This is a genomic window from Streptomyces sp. PA03-5A (genome assembly GCF_033792725.1).
Lineage (GTDB): Bacteria > Actinomycetota > Actinomycetes > Streptomycetales > Streptomycetaceae > Actinacidiphila.
Window position 1 is genome coordinate 68,077 of the sequence record NZ_JARAVL010000038.1, and the last position, 21,212, is coordinate 89,288.

Annotated in this window: 14 protein-coding genes; 5 read left to right on the top strand and 9 right to left on the bottom strand. The window is 72.0% G+C overall.

Features of this window, described 5'->3' with window-relative positions:
- Window positions 1–83 precede the first annotated feature (83 nt).
- Window positions 84–1,607 (top strand): hypothetical protein, encoded by a 1,524-nt coding sequence (locus PV410_RS35570; protein ID WP_500330108.1) that lies wholly within the window; start codon window positions 84–86, stop codon window positions 1,605–1,607.
- Between the two features lie 73 nt (window positions 1,608–1,680).
- Here the strand turns inward: PV410_RS35570 and PV410_RS35575 are convergent, their stop codons facing one another.
- Window positions 1,681–6,609 (bottom strand): NAD-glutamate dehydrogenase, encoded by a 4,929-nt coding sequence (locus PV410_RS35575; RefSeq protein WP_500330110.1) that lies wholly within the window; start codon window positions 6,607–6,609, stop codon window positions 1,681–1,683.
- 327 nt (window positions 6,610–6,936) lie between these two features.
- On the opposite strand from PV410_RS35575, the gene PV410_RS35580 reads away from it, so the two are divergent.
- On the top strand, window positions 6,937–7,503 hold the full coding sequence (locus tag PV410_RS35580; protein WP_499512138.1) for a DJ-1/PfpI family protein: 567 nt from the start codon (window positions 6,937–6,939) through the stop codon (window positions 7,501–7,503).
- 93 nt (window positions 7,504–7,596) lie between these two features.
- Here PV410_RS35580 and PV410_RS35585 read toward each other — a convergent pair whose 3' ends face one another.
- Both PV410_RS35585 and PV410_RS35590 read right to left on the bottom strand, forming a co-directional pair.
- A complete protein-coding gene (locus tag PV410_RS35585) occupies window positions 7,597–8,250 on the bottom strand; it encodes an HAD family hydrolase (RefSeq protein WP_499512139.1) in 654 nt (217 codons plus the stop codon).
- 81 nt (window positions 8,251–8,331) lie between these two features.
- A complete protein-coding gene (locus PV410_RS35590) occupies window positions 8,332–8,838 on the bottom strand; it encodes a DUF6912 family protein (RefSeq protein ID WP_499512140.1) in 507 nt (168 codons plus the stop codon).
- Window positions 8,839–8,994: 156 nt separating this feature from the next.
- On the opposite strand from PV410_RS35590, the gene PV410_RS35595 reads away from it, so the two are divergent.
- On the top strand, window positions 8,995–9,408 hold the full coding sequence (locus PV410_RS35595) for an Rv3235 family protein (RefSeq protein WP_500330113.1): 414 nt from the start codon (window positions 8,995–8,997) through the stop codon (window positions 9,406–9,408).
- Window positions 9,409–9,473: 65 nt separating this feature from the next.
- On the opposite strand, the gene secA is transcribed toward PV410_RS35595, so the two are convergent.
- Window positions 9,474–12,266 (bottom strand): preprotein translocase subunit SecA, encoded by a 2,793-nt coding sequence (secA, locus tag PV410_RS35600; protein ID WP_500330115.1) that lies wholly within the window; start codon window positions 12,264–12,266, stop codon window positions 9,474–9,476.
- Between the two features lie 207 nt (window positions 12,267–12,473).
- On the opposite strand from secA, the gene PV410_RS35605 reads away from it, so the two are divergent.
- A complete protein-coding gene (locus PV410_RS35605; RefSeq protein ID WP_500330116.1) occupies window positions 12,474–13,064 on the top strand; it encodes a GNAT family N-acetyltransferase in 591 nt (196 codons plus the stop codon).
- A gap of 91 nt (window positions 13,065–13,155) precedes the next feature.
- Window positions 13,156–14,319 carry a winged helix-turn-helix domain-containing protein gene (locus PV410_RS35610; protein WP_500330118.1) on the top strand — a complete coding sequence of 388 codons (1,164 nt, stop codon included), beginning with the start codon at window positions 13,156–13,158 and terminating at the stop codon, window positions 14,317–14,319.
- Window positions 14,320–14,329: 10 nt separating this feature from the next.
- Here the strand turns inward: PV410_RS35610 and PV410_RS35615 are convergent, their stop codons facing one another.
- The 5 genes from PV410_RS35615 to mtrB all read right to left on the bottom strand — a co-directional run bounded on the left by PV410_RS35615 (window position 14,330) and on the right by mtrB (window position 21,192).
- On the bottom strand, window positions 14,330–15,082 hold the full coding sequence (locus PV410_RS35615; RefSeq protein ID WP_500330119.1) for a response regulator: 753 nt from the start codon (window positions 15,080–15,082) through the stop codon (window positions 14,330–14,332).
- A gap of 172 nt (window positions 15,083–15,254) precedes the next feature.
- Window positions 15,255–15,938, bottom strand: coding sequence for a ribosome hibernation-promoting factor, HPF/YfiA family (hpf, locus tag PV410_RS35620; RefSeq protein ID WP_500330120.1), 684 nt, complete (start codon window positions 15,936–15,938; stop codon window positions 15,255–15,257).
- 467 nt (window positions 15,939–16,405) lie between these two features.
- Window positions 16,406–17,218 (bottom strand): ComF family protein, encoded by an 813-nt coding sequence (locus tag PV410_RS35625; RefSeq protein WP_500330121.1) that lies wholly within the window; start codon window positions 17,216–17,218, stop codon window positions 16,406–16,408.
- Window positions 17,219–17,419: 201 nt separating this feature from the next.
- A complete protein-coding gene (locus PV410_RS35630) occupies window positions 17,420–19,246 on the bottom strand; it encodes an LpqB family beta-propeller domain-containing protein (protein ID WP_500330123.1) in 1,827 nt (608 codons plus the stop codon).
- Entirely contained in the window at window positions 19,246–21,192 is a 1,947-nt protein-coding gene (gene mtrB / locus PV410_RS35635; protein WP_500330140.1) for an MtrAB system histidine kinase MtrB, read from the bottom strand. The genes PV410_RS35630 and mtrB overlap by 1 nt, the downstream gene beginning before the upstream one ends.
- Window positions 21,193–21,212 lie beyond the last annotated feature (20 nt).

A 21,212-nucleotide genomic window follows, 5' to 3' on the forward strand; every position in this document is an offset into this window, starting at 1 on the left:
CCCGCCGGGATGCAGCCGCGTCCGTCACGATCAAGCATCGAGGGGAACGAGGTGACGAGCGGACGACGGCCGGGAGGGCTGCGGTGACCGGCGTGCTGACCCAGCGGGACTGGCGGATCCACGCGTACGAGCTGCGGGACGTGCGCAGGCCCTCCCCGTACCTGATCCTCGGCACCCTCTTCTGGGCGGTGGTGGCCTACCGCACCTGGCAGTCGCCGGTCGCCTCCGACTTCGGGCAGCACGCCGCCGCGATCGAGCGGATCGCCACGGACTGGCGGCACCCGGCCAACCCGCTGCTCGACGTGCCGGGCACCGGCAGCCCCTACTTCACCCCGTACACCGTGGTGCTGGGGCTGCTGTCGCACCTGACGGGCGTACCGGGCTGGCAGCTGCTCAAGGGGTGCGGCCCGGTCAACCTGGCGCTGGTCGTCACCGGCATCGGCGCCTTCACCCGCGTGCTCAGCAACCGGCGCTGGGCGCCGGTGCTGGCGCTCGCCGCGTTCGTCCTGCTGTGGGGGCCGCAGCACAAGGAGTGGAGCGGCTTCCTCGGTCTGCAGTCGATGATCCGGGGACTGACCTACCCCAGTGCCTTCGCCGTCGGCGTGACGTTCTGGGTGTGGGCGCTGACCGCGCGGGCGGCCCGCCGCGGCGTGGCCGGGACGTGGCTGCACGCCTGGCTCGGACTGCTCATCGGGACCGTGCTGCTCGTGCACCCCTTCACGGCGATGGGCACCCTCATCGGCGTGGTCGCCATCGTCATCGGCATGCAGCGCATGCCGGTCGCCGCCGGGGTCCTCGGCCGGTGGGCGCTGACCGCGGCGGTCGCCTTCGCCGTCGCCGCCTGGTGGCCGTACTTCAGCCTCTCCGCGCTGCTCGGCGACCCCACCGTGGACGACGTCCACCGGCGGCTGTACGCGGACCTGTGGCAGTGGTACGGGCTGGCCCTGGCCGGGCTGCCGGCGCTGCTGTGCCGGCTGCGGCTGAACCGCTTCGACCCGCTGGTGCTGATGTTCGCCGCGGACTGCGCCGTCGCCGCCTACGGCTGGCTCAGCGGCTCCTACTCCTTCGGGCGGATCTTCGGGCTGCTGCTGGTACCGCTGCAGTTCGCGCTGGCGGTGGAGCTCGCGCAGGCCCCGCCGTGGACCGCGCTGCGCACCGTGCTGGCCCCGCTGGCGGCGGTGGCGGCCTGCGCGGGACTGCTGGCGCAGGCGGGCGCGGTCGTACCGGCGCGCTACGTGCCGCCCGCGCTGCACCTGCAGCGGCTGGGCAGCTGGCCCGGCTACCTGTGGGCGCAGGCGCACGTCGCCGTCGGCGACGTCCTCCTGACCGACGGGTACAACCCCAAGCACGTCATGCCCGCCTACGGCGCGTTCCTGGTGTCACCGGCCTGGCCCGACCCGTCGACGACGGCGGCAGACCGCGAGCGACGCGAGGCCGACGTACGCGCCTACCTGGCCCCCGCGACGCCCATGGAGCAGCGCCTTGCCATCGCCCGCCGCTACCACGTGAAGTGGGTGATGACCGAGGCGGACGACCCGCCCCCGCCGGGCGGCGTCCAGGTCGCCCAGGGCCCCCGCACCGGCGAACGGCTGTACCGGGTCGGCTGAGCCCGTCCACGCGGCAGGGGCCGGGGAGCGTGTGCTCCCCGGCCCCTGCCGTCGTACGTGCGCCGTCCAGGCGTCAGCGGCGGGCCCGCAGCAGCGAGCGGATCGTCCGCATCGCCACCGACAGGTTCGCCAGGTCGAAGCTCTCCGAGCCCTGGATCTCGTCGAGCGTCGTCCTCGCCCGCCCGATCAGCGCGCTGTTGGACTCCTCCCACGCCTGGTAGCGCTGCTCCGGGGTGGAGGAGCCGTTGCCGGCGGACAGCACGTCCTGGGTGAGGGCCGCGTGCGCCGCGAAGAGGTCCTCGCGGATCGACGCACGGGCCATGGAGTGCCAGCGGTCGGCGCGCGGCAGCTCGATGATCCGGTCGAGCAGCTGTGTGATCTGCAGCCGGTCGGCGAGGTCGTAGTAGACCTCGGCGACCGCCAGCGGGTCCTTGCCGGTCCGGTCGGCGACGTCGACGATGTCGAGCGCCGGGAAGGCAGAGGAGAGCCCGGCGACCCGCGTCGCCAGCTCCTCCGGCACGCCCGCGCCGGTCAGCTCGTCGTGGATCGACTCGTACCACTCCAGGTCGGCGCCGCGCAGCAGCTTCGGCAGCACCGCCCACACCGTGGCGACACCTTCGCGGAAGAAGTCGATCGTCTCCGCGATGGCCAGCGGCTGCGGCCGGTTGTTCAGCAGCCAGCGGGTGCCCCGCTCGACCAGCCGCCGCGAGTGCAGCCGGATCCGGGTCTGGACGTCGGCCGCGACGACCGTGTCCAGCGCCTCCACCTCGTCCCAGATGCCGCCCAGGCCGAAGATGGCACGGGCCGCGGTGTGCGCCCGCACGATCTCCTCGGTGGTGGCCCCGGTCTCCTCCTTGAAGCGGTGCAGGAAGGTGGTGCCGCCGGTGTTGACGGTGTCGTTGACCAGCACCGTCGTCACGATCTCGCGCCGCAGCGCGTGCCCGTCGATCTGCGCCTGGAACCGCTCGTGCAGCGCCTTGGGGAAGTACGCGTCGAGCAGCCGCCGCAGGTAGGGGTCGTCGGGCAGGCCGGTGCCGAGCAGCTCCTCCGCCACGGTGATCTTCGTGTAGGCGAGCAGGACGGCCAGCTCCGGCTGGGTCAGGCCGTGGCCGGCGTTCAGCCGCTCCCGGATCTGCCGGTCGGAGGGCAGGAACTCCAGGGCCCGGTCCAGCTTGCCGTCACGGACCAGCCTGCGCAGGTAGCGCTGGTGGGCGTGGAGCAGGCTGGCGGACTGGGCCATGCCGTTGGCCAGCGCCACGTTCTGCGCGTAGTTGTTGCGCAGCACCAGGGCGCCGACCTCGTCGGTCATCTGCGCCAGCAGCGAGTTGCGCTGCTTGACCGTCAGGTCGCCGTCGGCGACGACCGCGTTGACCAGGATCTTGATGTTGACCTCGTGGTCGGAGGCGTCCACGCCGGCGCTGTTGTCGATGGCGTCGGTGTTGACCCGCCCGCCGGTCTGGGCGAACTCGATCCGGCCGAGCTGGGTCAGGCCCAGGTTGCCACCCTCGCCGACGACCTTGACGCGCAGCTCGCCGCCGTCCACGCGGATCGCGTCGTTGGCCTTGTCGCCGACGTCCAGGTGGGACTCGGTGGCGGCCTTCACGTAGGTGCCGATGCCGCCGTTCCACAGCAGGTCCACCGGGGCCTTGAGGATCGCCTTCATCAGGTCCGCCGGCGTCATCTTCGCCACCGGCTGCTCAATGCCGAGCGCCTTGCGGATCTGCGGGGTGAGCGCGATCGCCTTGGCGCTGCGCGGGAAGACACCGCCGCCGTGCGAGATCAGCTTGGTGTCGTAGTCCGCCCACGAGGAACGCGGCAGCTCGAACATCCGGCGGCGCTCGGCGTACGAGGTCGCCGCGTCCGGCACGGGGTCGATGAAGATGTGCCGGTGGTCGAAGGCGGCCACCAGCCGGATGTGCTCGCTGAGCAGCATGCCGTTGCCGAAGACGTCACCGGACATGTCGCCGACGCCGACGACGGTGAAGTCCTCGCTCTGGGTGTCGTGGCCCGTCTCACGGAAGTGCCGCTTGACCGACTCCCAGGCGCCGCGGGCGGTGATGCCCATCTTCTTGTGGTCGTAGCCGACCGAGCCGCCGGAGGCGAAGGCGTCGCCGAGCCAGAAGCCGTACGAGGTGGCGACCTCGTTGGCGATGTCCGAGAACGACGCGGTGCCCTTGTCGGCCGCGACCACCAGGTAGGTGTCGTCGCCGTCGTGGCGGACCACGTCGGCCGGCGGCACGACCTGCCCGCCGACCAGGTTGTCGGTGACGTCGAGCAGACCGGAGATGAAGGTCTTGTAGGAGGTGATGCCCTCCGCCAGCCACGCCTCGCGGTCGGCGGCCGGGTCCGGCAGCTGCTTGGCGACGAAGCCGCCCTTGGCGCCGACCGGCACGATGACGGTGTTCTTCACCATCTGCGCCTTGACCAGGCCGAGGACCTCGGTGCGGAAGTCCTCGCGCCGGTCGGACCAGCGCAGGCCACCGCGGGCGACCTTGCCGAAGCGCAGGTGCACGCCCTCCACGCGCGGGGAGTACACCCAGATCTCGTACGCCGGGCGCGGCGCGGGCAGGTCCGGGATCGCCTGCGGGTCGAACTTCATCGACACGTAGGCGTGCGGCTTGCCGCCGTCGGCGCGCTGGAAGTAGTTGGTGCGCAGCGTGGCCTTGATGAGCGTGAGGAAGGAGCGCAGGATGCGGTCCTCGTCCAGGCTGGCGACCTGCTCCAGGGCGGCGTCCACCTCCTCCAGCAGCGCGTCGGTCAGCTCGCTGCCGGCCCGCTGGTGGTCCGGGGAGAGCCGGGCCTGGAAGAGGTTGACCAGCAGCCGGGTGGTGTGGACGTTGTTGCGGAGGGTGTCCTCCATGTAGTCCTGCGAGAAGGCCGTGCCGGCCTGCCGCAGATACTTGGCGTACGCCCGCAGCACCATCGCCTGGCGCCAGGTCAGCCCGGCGCGCAGCACCAGGGAGTTGAAGCCGTCGTTCTCGGCCTGCCCGGTCCACGTCGCGGTGAAGGCGTCCTGGAAGCGCTCACGGGCGTCGTCGCCGAGGTCGCCCAGCGACGGGTCGATGCGCAGCCCGAAGTCGTAGATCCAGGCGCGGGTGCCGTCGGCGCGGCGCATCTCGTACGGGCGCTCGTCGATGACCTCGACGCCCAGGCGCTGCAGCACGGGCAGCACCGCGGACAGCGAGACGGGGGCGCCGGTGCGGTAGATCTTGAAGCGGCGCTCGTCGGGGGCGGCGCCGACCGGCTCGTACAGGCTGAGGCAGAAGTCCTCGCCGTTGAGCCGCTCCAGGTGCTGCAGGTCCGCGACGGCCGCGCGGGGCGTGAAGTCGGCACGGTAGCCGTCGGGGAAGGCGTGCGCGTAGCGGCGGGTCAGCTCGGCCGCTCGCTCCTCGCCGCACTCGGAGGTCAGCGCCTCGGCGAAGCCGTCGGCCCAGGAGCGGGCAGCGTCGGCGAGCCGGTTCTCGATCCGCTCGACGTCGCGGTCGGTCAGCTGCGGCAGCGTGGTGCCGGCCGCGACGCGGACCACGAAGTGCAGCCGGGAGAGCACCGACTCGGTGTTCCAGGCGGTGAAGTCCGCGGTGACCCCGTTCAGCTCCTCCTTGAGGATGTCGGTCAGCCGCAGCCGCACGCCCGTGGTGTAGCGGTCCCGGGGCAGGTAGACCAGCGCCGAGAAGTAGCGGCCGTACTCGTCCTGGCGCAGGAACAGCCGCAGCCGGCGGCGTTCCTGCAGGTACAGCACGCTGGTGACGATCTCGCGCAGCTCGTCCGGGCCGGTCTGGAAGAGCTCGTCGCGCGGGTAGGTCTCCAGGATCTGCAGCAGGTCGCGGCCGTCGTGGCTGTCAGGGGAGAAACCGGCGCCGTCCAGCACCTCCTGGACCTTGCGGCGGATGACCGGCACCCGGCGCACCGACTCGGTGTAGGCCGCCGAGGAGAACAGGCCGAGGAAGCGGCGCTCGCCGACGACGTTGCCGTCGGCGTCGAACTTCTTCACCCCGATGTAGTCGAGGTAGGACGGGCGGTGCACGGTGGAGCGGCTGTTGGCCTTGGTGAGGATCAGCAGCTTGTGCTCGCGGGCCTTCTTACGGGCGTCCGCGGGCAGCCGGTTGAAGGACGGCGAGACCGCCTGGCCGCTCTCGGACTCCTCCACGCGGTGCTGCGGGTCGGAGCGCAGGATGCCCAGGCCGGTGCCGGGGACGGCGGTGAGCACGTCCTCCTCGCCCTCCGGGGTGGTCTCCGTGGTCAGCGCGTACTCGCGGTAGCCGAGGAAGGTGAAGTGGTCCTCGGACAGCCAGCGCAGCAGCTCCCAGGCCTCGCCGACCTCCTGCTCGGGCAGCGCTGGCGGGGTCGCGGCCAGCTCGTCGGCGATGCGCAGCGCGGCGTCGCGCATCTTCTGCCAGTCCTCGACGGTCTCGCGGACGTCGGACAGGACGCGGCGCAGGTCCGTGGTGATCTGCTTCAGGTCCTCGCGGTCGGTCTCGCGGTCGATCTCCACGTGGATCCAGGACTCGGTCAGCACGTCGTGCGGCACACCGGCGCCGTCGCCGGGCGCGGCGTCCAGCACCTCCAGCAGCTTCCCGGTCACGTCACGGCGCACCAGCATCTGCGGGTGGACGACGACGTGGATCGCGCGGTCCTGCCGGGACAGCTCGTTGGTGACGGAGTCGACCAGGAACGGCATGTCGTCGGTGACCACCTCGACGACCGTGTGGCTGCACGTCCAGCCGTTCTCCTCCACCGAGGGGGTGTGCACGCGGACGTTGGCCGTCCCCTGCGGGCGCAGCTCGGCGAGACGGTGGTGGGACACGGCGGCGCCGAAGATGTCCACCGGGTCGCGGTCGAGCAGGTCCTCCGGGGCGCTGTGCAGGTAGTAGCGCTGGAGGAAGGCTTCCAGCGCCTCCTTCTCGAGGCCCTGGCCAGGTTGTCCCCCCGCCGGGCTGTTCTCAGCTACCCGGGCCGCCCGTGCGAGCAGCTCGGCCTTTGCTTCGTCCAGCTTGGTCTGCATGTCCTCATGCTCCTGTCGCGCGCCATTGCGTGACGTAGGTGATGGTGATCGGTGGATCAGCGCTGATCACGCTGTAAGGCTATCGCTACGTCCGGGGGGGCTGTCAGGGGCTCTTTGTGTACAAAACCACGAACCAATCTTTGACGAACTGGACAGTCCGGCCGGGCGGGTGCAGGTTGAGGAGGGGAACGTCGCGGAGATGTATCGAGACGTTCACACGACGGCGCGCCGGACGGCAGCACGAGACCACGGGGCGGGACGGCAGCACGCAGCGGACGGACAGCAGAGCAGACGGACAGCAGACGGCGAGAGGCGGGACACCCAGCCATGGCCACCAAGATCCTGATCGTGACCGGCGACGCGGCGGAATCGCTGGAAGTCATGTACCCGTACCAACGGCTCCTCGAGGAGGGGTACGAGGTGCACATCGCGGCCCCCAGCCGCAAGAAGCTCAGGTTCGTCGTCCACGACTTCGAGGAGGGCTTCGACACCTACACCGAGAAGCCCGGGTACACCTGGCCGGCCGACCTGTCCTTCGCGGACGTCGACCCCGGCGCGTACGCGGCCGTGGTCGTCCCCGGCGGACGCGCCCCGGAGTACCTGCGCAACGACCCGGAGCTGCGCAAGGTCCTCAAGGCCTTCTTCGACGCCGACAAGCCCGTCGCGCAGATCTGCCACGGCCCCCTGCTGACGGCCGCCGTCGGCGCCCTCAGCGGGCGCCGCGTCACCGCCTACCCGGCGCTGGAGATGGACATGGAGGCGGCCGGGGCGAGCTTCCAGGACTCCGAGGCCGTCGTCGACGGCGTCGTGGTCTCCTCGCGCGCCTGGCCGGACCACCCGGCGTGGATGCGCGAGTTCCTCACGGTGCTGCGCTCCAAGGCGCCGGTGACCTGACGGACGGCCGCCCGGGTCCCCGGCGGGGACCCGGGCGCGCGGCCGGGGCTGGGCTGGGCTGGGCTGGGGCTCAGTGAAGGCGCCGGCTCAGGCTCAGGCGACGAGCGCCTCGGCGGTCTCCACCGCCTGCTCCAGGCTGTCCACGACGGGCACCCCCGCGGTCTCCAGGCTGGCCCGGCTGTGCGAGCCGCCCGTGTAGAGCACCGCCATGGCCCCGACGTGCTTGGCGGCGACCGCGTCGTCGACGGCGTCGCCGATCACCACGATGCGGTCCGCCGCTATGCCCTCCATCGCGGCGACGTGCCGCGCCATTTGCTCGGACTTGCCGCTGTGGCTGCCCTCGGTACGGCCGTCCACCCGGAGGAAGTGGTGCTCGATGCCGTGCGTGCGCAGGATCGGTATCAGCTGATCGTGGGGCGCCAGGGAGCACAGCGACTGCGTCAGCCCCTCGTAGCGGCGCCGCGCCAGGATCTCCGCCGCCCCCTCGGCGAGGCCGCACGTACCGGCGAGGGTCCAGTAGTGGCGATGGAAGATGTCGTCCATCACCTCCCACTCCTCGTCTGTGGGCAGCCGGCCCATGAGCCGTTCGTAGAACAGGGGGACCGGCACGCAGTACAGCTCGCGGTAACGCTCCAGCGTGATCCGCGGCAGCCCGATCTCGGCGAAGGAGGCGTTGGTCGCCTCGATCACCGCGTCGATGTCATGGAGCAGCGTGCCGTTCCAGTCCCACACGAGATGCGCGTTCACACCCGAAACCGTACCCAGACCCCATGTCCTCAAGGCAAGTGCCCAGGTCAAATCCACTCGCGGCGTATTCGTACGGTCACCTCACGCAATGAGCGAGGGGATCTCCTGGGTGGCGTACCAGAGCAGCTCGTGGTCCTCGGCGCCGTCGACGGTGAAGCGGGCGTCGTCGTCGCCCGCGTCGGCCGCGCCGAGGGCGTCGGCGGCCGCCGTGACGTCCTGCTCGGCCTCGTCGGCGTCGGCGTGGACGGCGGCAGCCCTGGCCATCGGCACGGGCGCGGCCAGGCGCACCGCGCCCAGCGCGGAGGGGTCCAGGCCGCGGTCGGGGTCGAAGGAGACGGCGCCGTCGGCGACGTCCACCGCGACCACGACGCGCCGCCTGGGCGCGTCCGGGGTGGCCGCCAGCTGCCGCAGGGAGGCCTGGGCGGCGCGGGTGAGCGCGGCGTACTCCAGTTCCTCGATGTCGTCGGAGACGTACCACTCGCGCAGGCTCGGGGTGACGGCGAAGGCGTCCAGCGGGGCAGGGCCCAGCTCACCCGCCTTGTGCGCCTCGGCCAGGCCTGGGAGGGTCGTGGGGATGTAGACGCGCATGGCGTCAGCATACGGGCGCACCACCCCTGATAGGTGAATCCCGCACCGCCCCCCGGACATCGCGGGCCCCGCTTCCCGCAGCGGCGCCCGGCCCCGTAGAACCCGGTTACCAGTCGGTAGACCACGGGGGTCCACACCATGCCTGTCTTCACACCCATGCCCGCGTCCACGTCCGCACCCACACGGCACGTCACCGCCCTGCCACCGCACGTCTGGTTCGCCGGACGGCTGCTGGAGGTCCTCACCGGACGGCGGCCCATCACCAGCCTCGCCGGACGGATGGAGCCCGAGGCCTACGACCGGCTCTGGGACCTCGTGGGCGCCCGCGCCGACTGGCGCTACGTCTCCCGGGGCCACCTGCCGCGGCTGCTGGGGCCGCCGCGCGTCTGCCCCGTCCCGGACGGGACGGCCGTCGAGGCCAGCGCCGTCGTCCTGCTCACCCCGCACGTCGTGCGGGCCCTCGCCTTCCGCCTGGAGCGCGCCGGCCGCGAGGGCCCGGCACGCGCCGGAGGCGGCACCGGCACCGTCACGGGCACCGGATGGCGCTGCGCCGCCGTCGAGGCGCAGTGACCCGCGCCGGGGCAAAGGCCCGGGGCCGGACCCCCGCAGGAATCCGGCCCCGGAACGCGCGGAGGCTACTTCTTGCGGCGCCGGCCGCCCTTGGCCGCGCGGCGGCGCTCCGCCCGCGTCATGCCGTCCGACTCCGGGCCCGCGTCGCTCTCGAAGTCGCCCTCGACGACACCGCCCTCGCCGTCCACCGTGGGAGCGGAGAAGTGCAGCCGGTCGGCCCGCTTCGGGGCCTCCAGGCCCTTGGCCCGGATCTCCGGACGGGCGTCCTGCTTGACCAGCGTCGGAGCCGCGTCCTGCGGGGCACCGGCCTCCACCGGCACCTCCTCGACCTGCTGCTCGACCTGGACCTCCAGGTTGAACAGGTAGCCGACGGACTCCTCCTTGATGCCGTCCATCATGGCCTTGAACATGTCGTAGCCCTCGCGCTGGTACTCCACCAGCGGGTCGCGCTGCGCCATCGCCCGCAGGCCGATGCCCTCCTGCAGGTAGTCCATCTCGTACAGGTGCTCGCGCCACTTGCGGTCCAGCACCGACAGCACCACGCGCCGCTCCAGCTCGCGCATGATCTCCGAGCCGAGCTGCTGCTCACGCGCGTCGTACTGCTCGTGGATGTCGTCCTTGGCCATCTCCGCGATGAAGTCCGCGGTGATGCCCGCCCGGTCGCCCGCCGCGTCCTCCAGGTCCTCCACCGTCACCGTGACCGGGTAGAGCTGCTTGAAGGCGCCCCACAGCCGGTCCAGGTCCCAGTCCTCGGCGAAGCCCTCGGCCGTCTCGATCGCGATGTAGTCGTCGATCGTGTCGTCCATGAAGTGACGCACCTGCTCGTGCAGGTCCTCGCCCTCCAGGACGCGGCGGCGCTCGCCGTAGATGACCTCGCGCTGCCGGTTGAGCACCTCGTCGTACTTCAGGACGTTCTTGCGGATCTCGAAGTTCTGCTGCTCGACCTGCGACTGGGCGGAGGCGATGGCGCGGGTCACCATCTTGTTCTCGATCGGCACGTCGTCGGGCACGTTGGCCATCGCCATCACGCGCTCCACCATCTGCGCCTTGAACAGGCGCATCAGGTCGTCACCGAGGGAGAGGTAGAAGCGGGACTCGCCCGGGTCGCCCTGACGGCCGGAGCGGCCGCGCAGCTGGTTGTCGATGCGCCGCGACTCGTGGCGCTCGGTGCCCAGCACGTACAGGCCGCCGAGCTCCTTGACCTCCTCGAACTCGGTCCTGACCGCCGCCTCGGCACGCTCCAGCGCCTCCGGCAGGGCCGCCGCCCACTCCTCGACGTGCTCCACCGGGTCCAGGCCGCGCTGCCGCAGCTCCGCCTCGGCCAGGTCGTCCGGGTTGCCGCCGAGCTTGATGTCGGTACCACGGCCGGCCATGTTGGTGGCCACCGTGACGGCGCCCTTGCGGCCGGCCTGCGCGACGATCGACGCCTCACGCTCGTGCTGCTTGGCGTTGAGCACCTCGTGCGGCACACCGCGCTTGTTCAGCTGCTGCGACAGGTACTCGGACTTCTCGACCGAGGTGGTGCCGACCAGGACCGGCTGGCCCTTCTCGTGCTTCTCGACGATGTCGTCGACGACCGCCGCGAACTTCGCCTCCTCGGTGCGGTAGATCAGGTCCGCCCGGTCCTTGCGCTGCAGGTTGCGGTTGGTCGGGATCGGGACCACGCCGAGCTTGTAGATCTGGTGGAACTCCGCGGCCTCGGTCATCGCCGTACCGGTCATGCCCGAGAGCTTGGAGTACAGGCGGAAGAAGTTCTGGAGGGTGATCGTGGCGAGCGTCTGGTTCTCGTCCTTGATGTCCACCCCCTCCTTCGCCTCGATCGCCTGGTGCATGCCCTCGTTGTAGCGGCGGCCGGCCAGGATGCGGCCGGTGTGCTCGTCGACGATCATGACCTCGCCGTCCATGACGACGTAGTCCTTGTCCTTCTTGTAGAGCTCCTTGGCCTTGATGGCGTTGTTCAGGTAGCCCACCAGCGGGGTGTTCACCGACTCGTAGAGGTTGTCGATGCCCAGCCAGTCCTCGACCTTGGACACACCGGACTCGTGGATGGCGACGGTGCGCTTCTTCTCGTCGAAGTCGTAGTCACCGGTCTCCGCCTTGCCCATGGCGCCGGCCTCGCCCGGCTTCAGGCGGGTCACCAGCCTGGCGAAGTCCGAGTACCACTTCGTGGCCTGGTCCGCGGGGCCGGAGATGATCAGCGGCGTACGGGCCTCGTCGATCAGGATCGAGTCCACCTCGTCCACGATCGCGAAGTTGTGACCGCGCTGGACCAGTTCCTCCTGCGACCATGCCATGTTGTCGCGCAGGTAGTCGAAGCCGAACTCGTTGTTGGTGCCGTAGGTGATGTCACAGGCGTACTGCTCGCGGCGCTGCGCCGGGGTCATGTTCGCGAGGATGCAACCCACCTGCAGGCCCAGGAAGCGGTGCACCCGGCCCATCCACTCCGAGTCGCGCTCGGCGAGGTAGTCGTTGGTGGTGATCAGGTGCACGCCCTTGCCGGACAGCGCGTTCAGGTAGGCGGGCAGCGTGCCGACCAGGGTCTTGCCCTCGCCGGTGCGCATCTCGGCGACGTGGCCGAAGTGCAGCGCCGCACCACCCATGAGCTGGACGTCGTAGTGCCGCTGACCCAGGACGCGCTTGGCGGCCTCGCGGACGGTGGCGAACGCCTCGGGGAGCAGGTCGTCCAGGCTCTCGCCGTCGGCGTAGCGCTCCCTGTACTCGTCCGTGAGGGCCCTCAGCTCGGCGTCCGTCAGATTGACGAAGTCCTCTTCAATGGAATTGACCTGGTCCGCGATGCGGTGCAGCTTGCGCAGGATCTTGCCTTCGCCTGCACGCAGGATCTTGTTGAGGACGGACACGTAGGCTGGCTCCTTGCCGGTCGGGCCTGGCACGGTTTCGCGCGCTGGCACAGCAGGTCACACCCCGCTGCAACGGCCATCGTAAGCGAGGACACCAGCGGGCCGGGAGGTCCGTCACCAAGCCGGGCGGTTCTCCCCGCCGACCGCCGTCCCGATCCGGTCTTTTCCGGTCGAGACCGCACCCCTGCCTCGGGGATACTCCGACGCATGGAGCCGATAACCCTCACCACCGACCGCCTCGTCCTGCGCCCCTTCGGACCGGACGACGCCGAGGCCGTCCGCGTCGCCTGCCAGGACCCGGAGATCCCGCGCTGGACCCCGGTGCCGTCCCCGTACACCCAGGAGCACGCGCAGGAGTTCGTCACCCGGACCTGCCCCGACGGCTGGCGCGACGACACCGTCTACAACTTCGCCGTCACCACGCGCGACGAGGGACGCCTGGTGGGAGCCATGGGGCTGGTGCGGCTGGCCCAGCTCAACAGCGCGGAACGGCAGGCCGAACTCGGCTACTGGACCGCCAAGGAACAGCGCGGCCGCGGCCTCACCGCCGAAGCCGCCCGCGCCGTAGCCCGCTGGGCCTTCGAGGAGCTCGGCGTGGAGCGCCTGGAGTGGTACGCCGAGGCGGGCAACGCCGGCTCCCGCGCGGTCGCCCTCAAGACGGGCTTCCGGATGGAGGGCACCATGCGCGCCAAGATCGTCCACCAGGGCACCCGGCGGGACGCGTGGATCGGCTCCCTGCTCCCCTCCGACCTCGGCCTGAGCGGCGGGGCCGCCTACCTCCCGCACCAGGGCGGGTGACCGCGGCGGCGGGCCCGGCCGCGGGCCCCCGGGACGGGCCCCGCGGCCAGGCCCGGACCGGATTGTCAGTGGCGCCTCCTAGGGTGGGCCCATGACGACGCCCGTGGCCCTCTCCGCCGACGACGCCCGCCGGACCGCCCTGCGCGCCCAGGGCTTCCTCGGCGCCCCCGACCGCCGCGGCGGCGTCCGCGGCGTCCTGCGGCGGCTGGGCGCGGTGCAGCTCGACACCATCTCCGTGCTCGCCCGCTCCCACGAGCTCATCCCGTACGCCCGCCTCGGCGCCGTCGGCCGCACCGCGGTCGAGGCCGCGTACTGGACCGAGAACCACGCCTTCGAGTACTGGTCGCACGCCGCCTGCATCCTCCCCGTCGAGGAATGGCCGCACTTCGCCTTCCGCCGCCGCGCCCGGCGGGCCCGCGGCCACCGCTGGCACGTGCTGCAGGACGCCGACCGCTCCACCGCCGCCGTCCTGGACCGGCTCAAGGCCGACGGCCCGCTGACCTCGACCGAACTCGGCGGCGCCAAGAACGGCGGCCCCTGGTGGGACTGGTCGGAGACGAAGATCGCGGTGGAGTGGCTGCTCGACTCCGGCGAGGTCGTCTGCACCCAGCGGCGCGGCTGGAAACGCGTCTACGACCTCGCCGAGCGGGCGGTTCCCGACGCCCTCCTCCACGACGACATCGACGACGCCGAATGCCTGCGCCGCCTGGTCGCCCAGGCCGGCGCCGCGCTGGGCATCGCCACCCGGGCCGACCTCGCCGACTACCACCGGCTCAAGGCCGAACAGGTCGACTCGGTCATCACCGACACCGGGCTCGTCCCCGTCCAGGTCGAAGGCTGGGGCGGCAAGCCCGCCTGGGCCGACCCCACCGCCCTCGCCGAAGCCTCCCGCGGCGGCCGGCACCGCACGACCCTGCTCTCCCCCTTCGACTCCCTGATCTGGGACCGGCCCCGCACCGAGCGCATCTTCGGCTTCAGCCACCGCCTGGAGGCGTACGTCCCCAAGCCCCAGCGCATACACGGCTACTTCGCGATGCCGCTGCTGGCCGGCGGCCGGCTGGTCGGCCGCGCCGACCCGGCCCGCGAGGGAAGCACCCTGATCGCCCGTCAGGTCTCGCTGGAGTCCGCACGCGCCGTCGAGCCCATGGCGCAGGCACTGCGCGAGGCCGCCACATGGGTCGGCTGCGACAGCGTCCGCGTCGAACGGCTCGACGACCCCAAGCTCGCCGCGGCCCTGGCCGAAGCCCTCTCCTGACCGGGCGGACTCAGCGGATCTCGAGGATCTTCTCCCGCATCGCGTACACCACCGCTTCCATCCGCGAGTGCAACTGCAGCTTCTCCAGGATGTTCCGCACGTGGTTCTTCACCGTGTTCTCGCTGATGAAGAGCTCCTTGGCGATGTCCCGGTTGTTCATGCCGGTGGCGACCAGCTTCAGCACCTCCAGCTCACGGTCCGTCAGCCGGGGGGCGGGCACGAGCCGGCGCTCGTCCGTGCGCTGGATCATCGACTTGAACTCGGTGAGCAGCTTCGACGCCATCGACGGACTGATCTGCGACTGCCCGTCCGCCACCGCGCGGATCGCGGTGGCCACCTCGTCGGTGGAGATCTCCTTGAGGAGGTAACCGGTCGCCCCGGCCTTGATGGCCTCGTAGAGGTCCGCCTCCTCGTCGCTCATCGTCAGCATGATGATCTTCGCGCTGGGAGCCACCTCCTTGATGGAGGTGCACGCCTCGATACCCCCCCGCCTCGGCATCCGCACGTCCATCAGCACGATGTCCGGCAGCAGGTCGGCGGCCTTCTCCATCGCCTCCGCGCCGTCCCCCGCCTCGCCGACGACCTGGATGTCCTCCTCCTGCGCGAGCACGATCTCCAGCCCCCGGCGGAACAAGGCGTGGTCGTCCACCACGAGCACCCTGATCGGCTCCTTGCGCGGCGCACCGGCGACGCCCGCCTCCCCCGCGGCGCCCGGACCGGGCTCCGCGCCAACGGCCGGCGCGGGCTCGAAGCTGTCCGCCATCGGTTCCTCCCCCTCGGGCCGGCGCCCGTGGTAGTCGCACTGTCCGTGCCAGGCCAACCGGGCGCTGCGGCCCGTGCATTGGCTGTCCGGCCATGATTCCATGCCCGAGCACGGCAGCGCCCCCAGGCGATGGTCGTTTTCCCGCCCGGGAGCGCCGCCCCTGACCCCTAGTTCACCGGCTGAGCGCTCCGCCCGCGCCGGCCGGCGCATCCTCGACGGAAGGGTCCGCCTTGAGGTGGATGACGCCGTAGTCGTAGCCGTGCCGCCGGTAGACGACACTCGGTTGTTCCGTGTCGGAGTCGATGAACAGGTAGAAGTCGTGCCCGATCAGTTCCATCTCGTAGAGGGCCTGGTCGAGCGTCATCGGTGCTGCCGCGTGCGTCTTCTCGCGAACCACCAGGGGTCCTTCACCCTGGACCTCGAGACAGCCGCCGATCTTGGTGGTGGGCACGCCTGTGGACGTCTCCCCGCCGGTCGGCGTGCCGTTGAACTCGGTCATGGCCAGTCCGGCCGTCGCCTCCGCCACGCTCATGGGTGTACGGCTGCCGCCGCGGTGCACCCGGCGCTTGTCGGCCGCCTTGCGCAGCCGCGCCTCAAGCTTGTTCGCCGCGACGTCGAGCGCCGCGTAGGGATCGGTCGCGGCGGCCTCGGCCCGGATCACCGGGCCACGGGTGCGCAGCGTGATCTCCACCCGGTCGGAACGGTCTGCCTGCCGGGGGTTCGGTTCCTTGGACACCTCGACCTCGAGGCTCATCACCTTGCCGTCGAGCTTCTGGATCTTCTCCAGCTTCTCGTTCACGTGCTTCCGGAACCGGTCGGGCACCTCGGTCTTGCGGCCCTTGACGACGATGTCCACGCAGAACTCCGTTCCCGGATCGCCTCGGTCTCACGGGACGATCCCTTGCGCTGAGGCCGGCGGGCACCAGGTCCCGCCCGGCGTCGACGTTCGTTGCCGCTCCGCGCGCTCGGAGGCTCCCGGGCTGCGAAGCCGCGACTCTCACCTCCTCCTCCCCCGCGAGACAGATATTCACCCACCGAACTATGGGTGAACCACATCCCGCGGTCCGTGAAACGGCGGCCCACAGCGGGCGCCGCCGCCCCTCACCACCGAACATAGACCCGCGGACCCGGGGTCGGCACCCCCAGAAGCGCTATACCTCCCTTCGGGTGAAATGCCCCTTGTGCGACCTGCGAGATCCGCTCTGACCTTCGGATCCCGCTTCCCGTTCGGCCGCCTGTTCGGCCGTCCGGCCGGCCGTCTGCCCGGCCCGTGGCAGGGGTCCCGCCCACCCCGGCCTTCCGCGTCGGGGCCGCCCGGGGCACCTAACCTTCCCCGCCTCCCGGAGCGCCCGACGCGCCCGGATCACCCGCAGCGCCCGCAGCGCCCGCCGGGTGGCGTAGCGGCGCCGGGCCGCCGACCACGGCCGCGGCCAGGACCCGGCCCCCGGCGTCCTCGACCGCCTGGGCCGCAGAGGCGAGCGAGGCGCCCGTGGTCATCAGGTCGTCCACGAGCACCACTGGCACGGTCCCCAGGAGGCGGCCGGCACCGCGCACGGCCGTCAGGGCGCCGGAGAGGTTCGCGGGCCGGTCGCGGGCGCCGAGGCCCGACTGGTCGGCCACCGCACGCCGCTGCCGCAGCACCGCGGCCACCCGGACGGACAGCCCGTCGCGCCGCAGGTCCGCGGCGGCGGCGAGGGCGAGGCGGCGGGTCGCGTCATGGCCGCGGACCGCGACGGCCCGGCGGGAGGAGGGGACGGGGACGAGGAGGAGCGGGGGGAGTGCGGGGGTGAGGGCGAGGGCGCCTTCCGGGTGCCGCGTCTCAGGGGCCCCTCCCCCACCCCCTCCCCGCACCGCGGCGTAGACCGCACCTGCCAGGGCCTCGCCCAGCGGGCGGGCCAGCCCCAGCGCGCCGCGCTCCTTGTGCGCCAGCAGCACCGCGCGCGGCTGGTCGGCGTAGACGGTCGCCGCCCACACGGCGGGCAGCCCATCGGGCGGCGCGTCCGGCCAGACCTGCCGGGCGCCTGGCTCGTGCAGCGCTGCGCCGCACTCGTCGCACAGCACGGTCCGCGGCGCCCCGCACCCCGCGCACTCGGCCGGCAGCAGCAGCCCCGAGATCTCCCGCCACCATGACCGCATCCCACGGGCCCCCCACAGGCTCCGCCGTCCCCCGCGCCCCTGCCGCCCCCGTGCTGCCCGTGCTCCCCGCATGAGTCAACGATCCCGGGAAAGGGCGATGTCCACCAGGTCCGTCCCCAGCCTGTGGATAACTTCCGCCGCCGCACGATCACCGCGCGATCACCACTCGACGCAGACGCCCGAGGAGGGCGCCCCGGCCGGTCAGCCCGGGTAGACGGGCGAGCTGGCCTTGGGCGCGACTTCCTTCCAGTTGGAGTCGGGCTGTAGCCGGAAGACCCCGCCGTCGAGCTCCGCGAGCAGCGGCTTGTCCTGGCGCTCCGAGGCCGCGACCGACGTCACGCCGCTGATGCCCGGCAGGCTCGGCGTGGACGCGCCCGAGCCGTCCGCGTCCACGTACTGGATCTGCGGCACTCCCCCGGCCTCGCGTCCCACGACGACCACCCGGCTGACCCCGGCCCAGGACGCCGCCTTGACGTCTTCGAGCTGCGGCGCGACGCTGCGCAGCTCCGCCACCGTGATCCGCGGGTCGTCGGCGGTCCCGGTGCGCTCGATCCGTCCGAGCCGCAGTGTGGTGTGGCCGCCGTCACGGACCAGCAGGGCGATGCGCACGCCGTCGGCCGCGACCCGTAGCGATTCGATGCGCCCGTCGCCGAGTTCCGGCACGGCGACGGGCACGGGGGTGCCGGCGCCGTCGCGCAGCATCAGCAGTTGCGGCTGCTTCGGGTTGCGGTCGGCGATCCAGAGGTCGCCGTAGCCGTCCCAGCTGGGCGTGGTGAGGCGGTTCTTCGGGTCGGTGGCCTGGCTGCGCAGGACGACGGGGCCGAGCTGGGCGTCGGCGCTCAGCCCGGTCACGTAGAGGCTCGCCCCGTCCTCGCTGAGGGCGGCGGCGTACTGCTCGTCGCGCCGCACGGCGGCGGAGCCCATCTTGAACGGGCCGGTGCCGAGGGGGCCCGCCACTGCGGTGGGCTGGGTGTCCGCGCCGCTGAGGCTGACGAGGTGGTGGTCCGCGTCGATGAAGTACTGCTCCCGGCTTTCCCCCACGAGCTTGCCCGGGGCGTACGCTCCGGCGTCGTCGCGCCGGAGCGAGCACAGGCTGCGGCCGTCCGGGCCCTGGAGTTCGACCGAGGGCACGGGTGTGGAGGACATGCCCTGGACGGTCTCGATCAGCTGGGCGGCCATCCGTTCGCACCGGGCACCGTCGCCACCGGGGGACCGGTTGAGCGTCACCGTCACGCGCTGGGAGTCCTCGATCTCGACCTTGGTGGCCCGGATGCCCGTGGGGAACGCCGAGACGACGACCGGTTCCAGCCAGTCGGTGGGTCCGGCGAGCAGGGCGTTGACGGTGGTGCTGAGCGCGTTGATGCGCTTGCGCAGGTAGATCGGGTCGGCGACGAGGGCGTTCCGGCCGGCGGCGGCCTCCTCGGGGCCCGGCCCGGGGGAGGCGAAGTAGAAGGTGTCGACGGAGCGGTAGAAGCGCTGGAAGTCGGCCTCGCTGAGCACCAGGCCGTCACCGACGCCGGCGATGCGCCATTCGCCCTTCTCCTTGGTCAGGCGTATGCCGGTGCTGAAGGAGCCGTCCTCGGCGCGGTAGGCGTGCCGTCCGTCGACGGTGGCGACCCTGTCGCCGGTGAGGGTGATCTGGGTGCTGCCGCCGTCCTTGCCGTCGGCTATCGCGCCGGGTTCCTGCACCTGGGAGGGTCCGCCGGCGAGGATGGTGATCCCGGACTCGGGTTTCCAGCGCTTGGCCTGGTCCTTGGTCATGTAGAGCTTGGCGGTGGCGTAGTCGGCCTCGTCGCTCGTGGTGGCTTCGAGGAAGCCGTTGACGATGTCGCGGGGGTTCTCGCCGCCTTGCGGTTTGACGCCGAAGACCCGGACCTGGGCGTCGGTGTCGGTGTGCCTCTCGCCGCCGCCGACCTTGTGCACCTCACCGCTGCTGGGCATGGAGGCGCAGCCCGTGAGCAGCACCAGTCCGCACAGGAGCACCCCCGCAGCGGCCGGCCTCGGAAGGCCGCCCCCCTTCGCACGCATCAGTCCTCGTCCTCCCGCGCCTGGTCTGCTGTCGTCGTGGGGTGGGTGACCGTCCCGCTGCCCGCGCGGTGCCCGACGACCCGTGCGCCGTTGCCGGGCAGGGCCGCGGGGTCGGCGGCCGGGGGACGTGGTGGGCTGAGCGGCATCGAGGGGATGGCGGGCGCGGCGAAGCGCGGTGCCGGGAAGCCGTGGTGCGCGGAGGCCGGGGACGCGGCGGCGTCCAGCGCGGTGGCACCTGCGGGCATGCCGCGGTGGGAGAGCGCGGAGGCGAGGTCGCGGTTGCGGCGGGAGTCCTCGGGTTCGAGGGCGATCGGTGATCCGCGCAGGCTGTCGGCGCCGGTACGGGGCAGGGTCAGCCGGAACTGGGAGCCGCCGCCGGGCTCGCCCCAGGCCTGGAGCCAGCCGCCGTGCAGGCGGGCGTCCTCCAAGGCGATGGACAGGCCGAGGCCGGTGCCGCCGGTGGTGCGGGCGCGGGCGGGGTCGGCGCGCCAGAAGCGGTTGAAGACGCGGGTGGCCTCGCCGGGCTTGAGGCCGACGCCGTAATCGCGCACGGCGACGGCGACGGCGCCTCCGGCGGAGGCCATGCGGACGTGGACGTCCTGGCCCTCGCCGTGTTCGACGGCGTTGACGACGAGGTTGCGCAGGACGCGTTCGACGCGGCGGGCGTCGGCCTCGACGGTGACGGGCTGCTCGTCCCCGAGGACGACGATGCGGCTGCCCTTGCGCTCGGCGAGCGGTTCGGCGCCGTCCACGACGCGCCGCACGACGTCGCGCAGGTCGACGGGTTCGGCCTCCAGGGCGGCGGCGCCGGCGTCGAAGCGGCTGATCTCCAGGAGGTCGGAGAGCATCGACTCGAAGCGGTCGAGCTGGTTCTGCAGCAGCTCGGCGGAGCGCGCGGTGGCGGGGTCGAAGTCCTCGCGTGCCTCGTGGATGACGTCGGCGGCCATGCGGACGGTGGTCAGCGGGGTGCGCAGCTCGTGGGAGACGTCCGAGACGAAGCGGCGCTGCATCCGGGACAGGTCTTCCAACTGCTGGATCTTGACCTGGAGGGTCTGCGCCATCTTGTTGAAGGATTCTCCCAGGCGGGCGATGTCGTCCTCGCCGGTGACCTTCATGCGTTCCTGGAGGTGTCCGGCGGCGAGCCGCTCGGAGATCCGGGCGGCCATGCGGACGGGCGTCACGACCTGCCGGACGACGAGCCAGGCGATGGCGCCGAGCAGCACGACGACGAAGATCCCGGCGGTGGCCAGGGTGCCCTTGACCAGGCCGAGGGTCTTCTCCTCCTGGTCGAAGGGGAAGAGGTAGTACAGCTGGAAGGGGTTGCCGTTGGGGTCGCTGAGGCGCTGGCCGACGATGAGGGCGGGCTCGCCGTCGGGCTCGCTGTCGCTCTTCATCGAGATGTAGCGCTCGAAGACGTCGGACCGCTCGTCGAGGGCCTGACGCAGGTCCGCGGGCACGCTCTCCTCGGGCCAGACGCCGCCGGAGCCGCGGGGTGCGTGGGTGCCGGGGCTGTCCGCCTTGGCGCTGTAGGTGTCCGAGCTGAGGGCGACGACGGAGTAGACGCCCTGGCCGCTGCTGGCGAGTCCGTCGACGAGGTCGTTGAGCCAGGTCGCGGTGTCGGGGCTGTGCTGGCTGTCGGTTCCGGCGCCGCCGGTGTCGGGGGCGCTGCGGGCCGTCTCCTTGGCGACGGCGAAGCCGCCGACGGCCTGGCTCTGGGCGGTCTGCCGCTTGGCGTCGAGCAGTCCGTTCTTGACCTGCCCGATGACGACGATGCCGAGGAGCAGGACGACGCCGAGGGACATCAGCAGGGTGGTGGCGACCACGCGCAGCTGGATGTTGCGGCGCCAGAGCCGGGCGGCGGGCTGGAGGGGCCGCCGGGCCCAGCGCACGAACGAGCGGAGCACCGGCAGCAGACCCGTCAGGGGGTCCGCGTGCCGGCTCTCCATCCGCTCACGCTCGTACGCGG

What these genes read in the sequence shown, in the direction of transcription:
- PV410_RS35595 (WP_500330113.1), top strand. Translation starts at nt 8,995, where the DNA reads ATGCCCGCGTCCACGTCCGCACCCACACGGCACGTCACCGCCCTGCCA.
- PV410_RS35625 (WP_500330121.1), bottom strand. Translation starts at nt 17,218, where the DNA reads ATGCGGTCATGGTGGCGGGAGATCTCGGGGCTGCTGCTGCCGGCCGAG.
- PV410_RS35610 (WP_500330118.1), top strand. Translation starts at nt 13,156, where the DNA reads ATGACGACGCCCGTGGCCCTCTCCGCCGACGACGCCCGCCGGACCGCC.
- PV410_RS35630 (WP_500330123.1), bottom strand. Translation starts at nt 19,246, where the DNA reads ATGCGTGCGAAGGGGGGCGGCCTTCCGAGGCCGGCCGCTGCGGGGGTG.
- PV410_RS35605 (WP_500330116.1), top strand. Translation starts at nt 12,474, where the DNA reads ATGGAGCCGATAACCCTCACCACCGACCGCCTCGTCCTGCGCCCCTTC.
- PV410_RS35615 (WP_500330119.1), bottom strand. Translation starts at nt 15,082, where the DNA reads ATGGCGGACAGCTTCGAGCCCGCGCCGGCCGTTGGCGCGGAGCCCGGT.
- PV410_RS35575 (WP_500330110.1), bottom strand. Translation starts at nt 6,609, where the DNA reads ATGCAGACCAAGCTGGACGAAGCAAAGGCCGAGCTGCTCGCACGGGCG.
- PV410_RS35590 (WP_499512140.1), bottom strand. Translation starts at nt 8,838, where the DNA reads ATGCGCGTCTACATCCCCACGACCCTCCCAGGCCTGGCCGAGGCGCAC.
- mtrB (WP_500330140.1), bottom strand. Translation starts at nt 21,192, where the DNA reads ATGGAGAGCCGGCACGCGGACCCCCTGACGGGTCTGCTGCCGGTGCTC.
- PV410_RS35580 (WP_499512138.1), top strand. Translation starts at nt 6,937, where the DNA reads ATGGCCACCAAGATCCTGATCGTGACCGGCGACGCGGCGGAATCGCTG.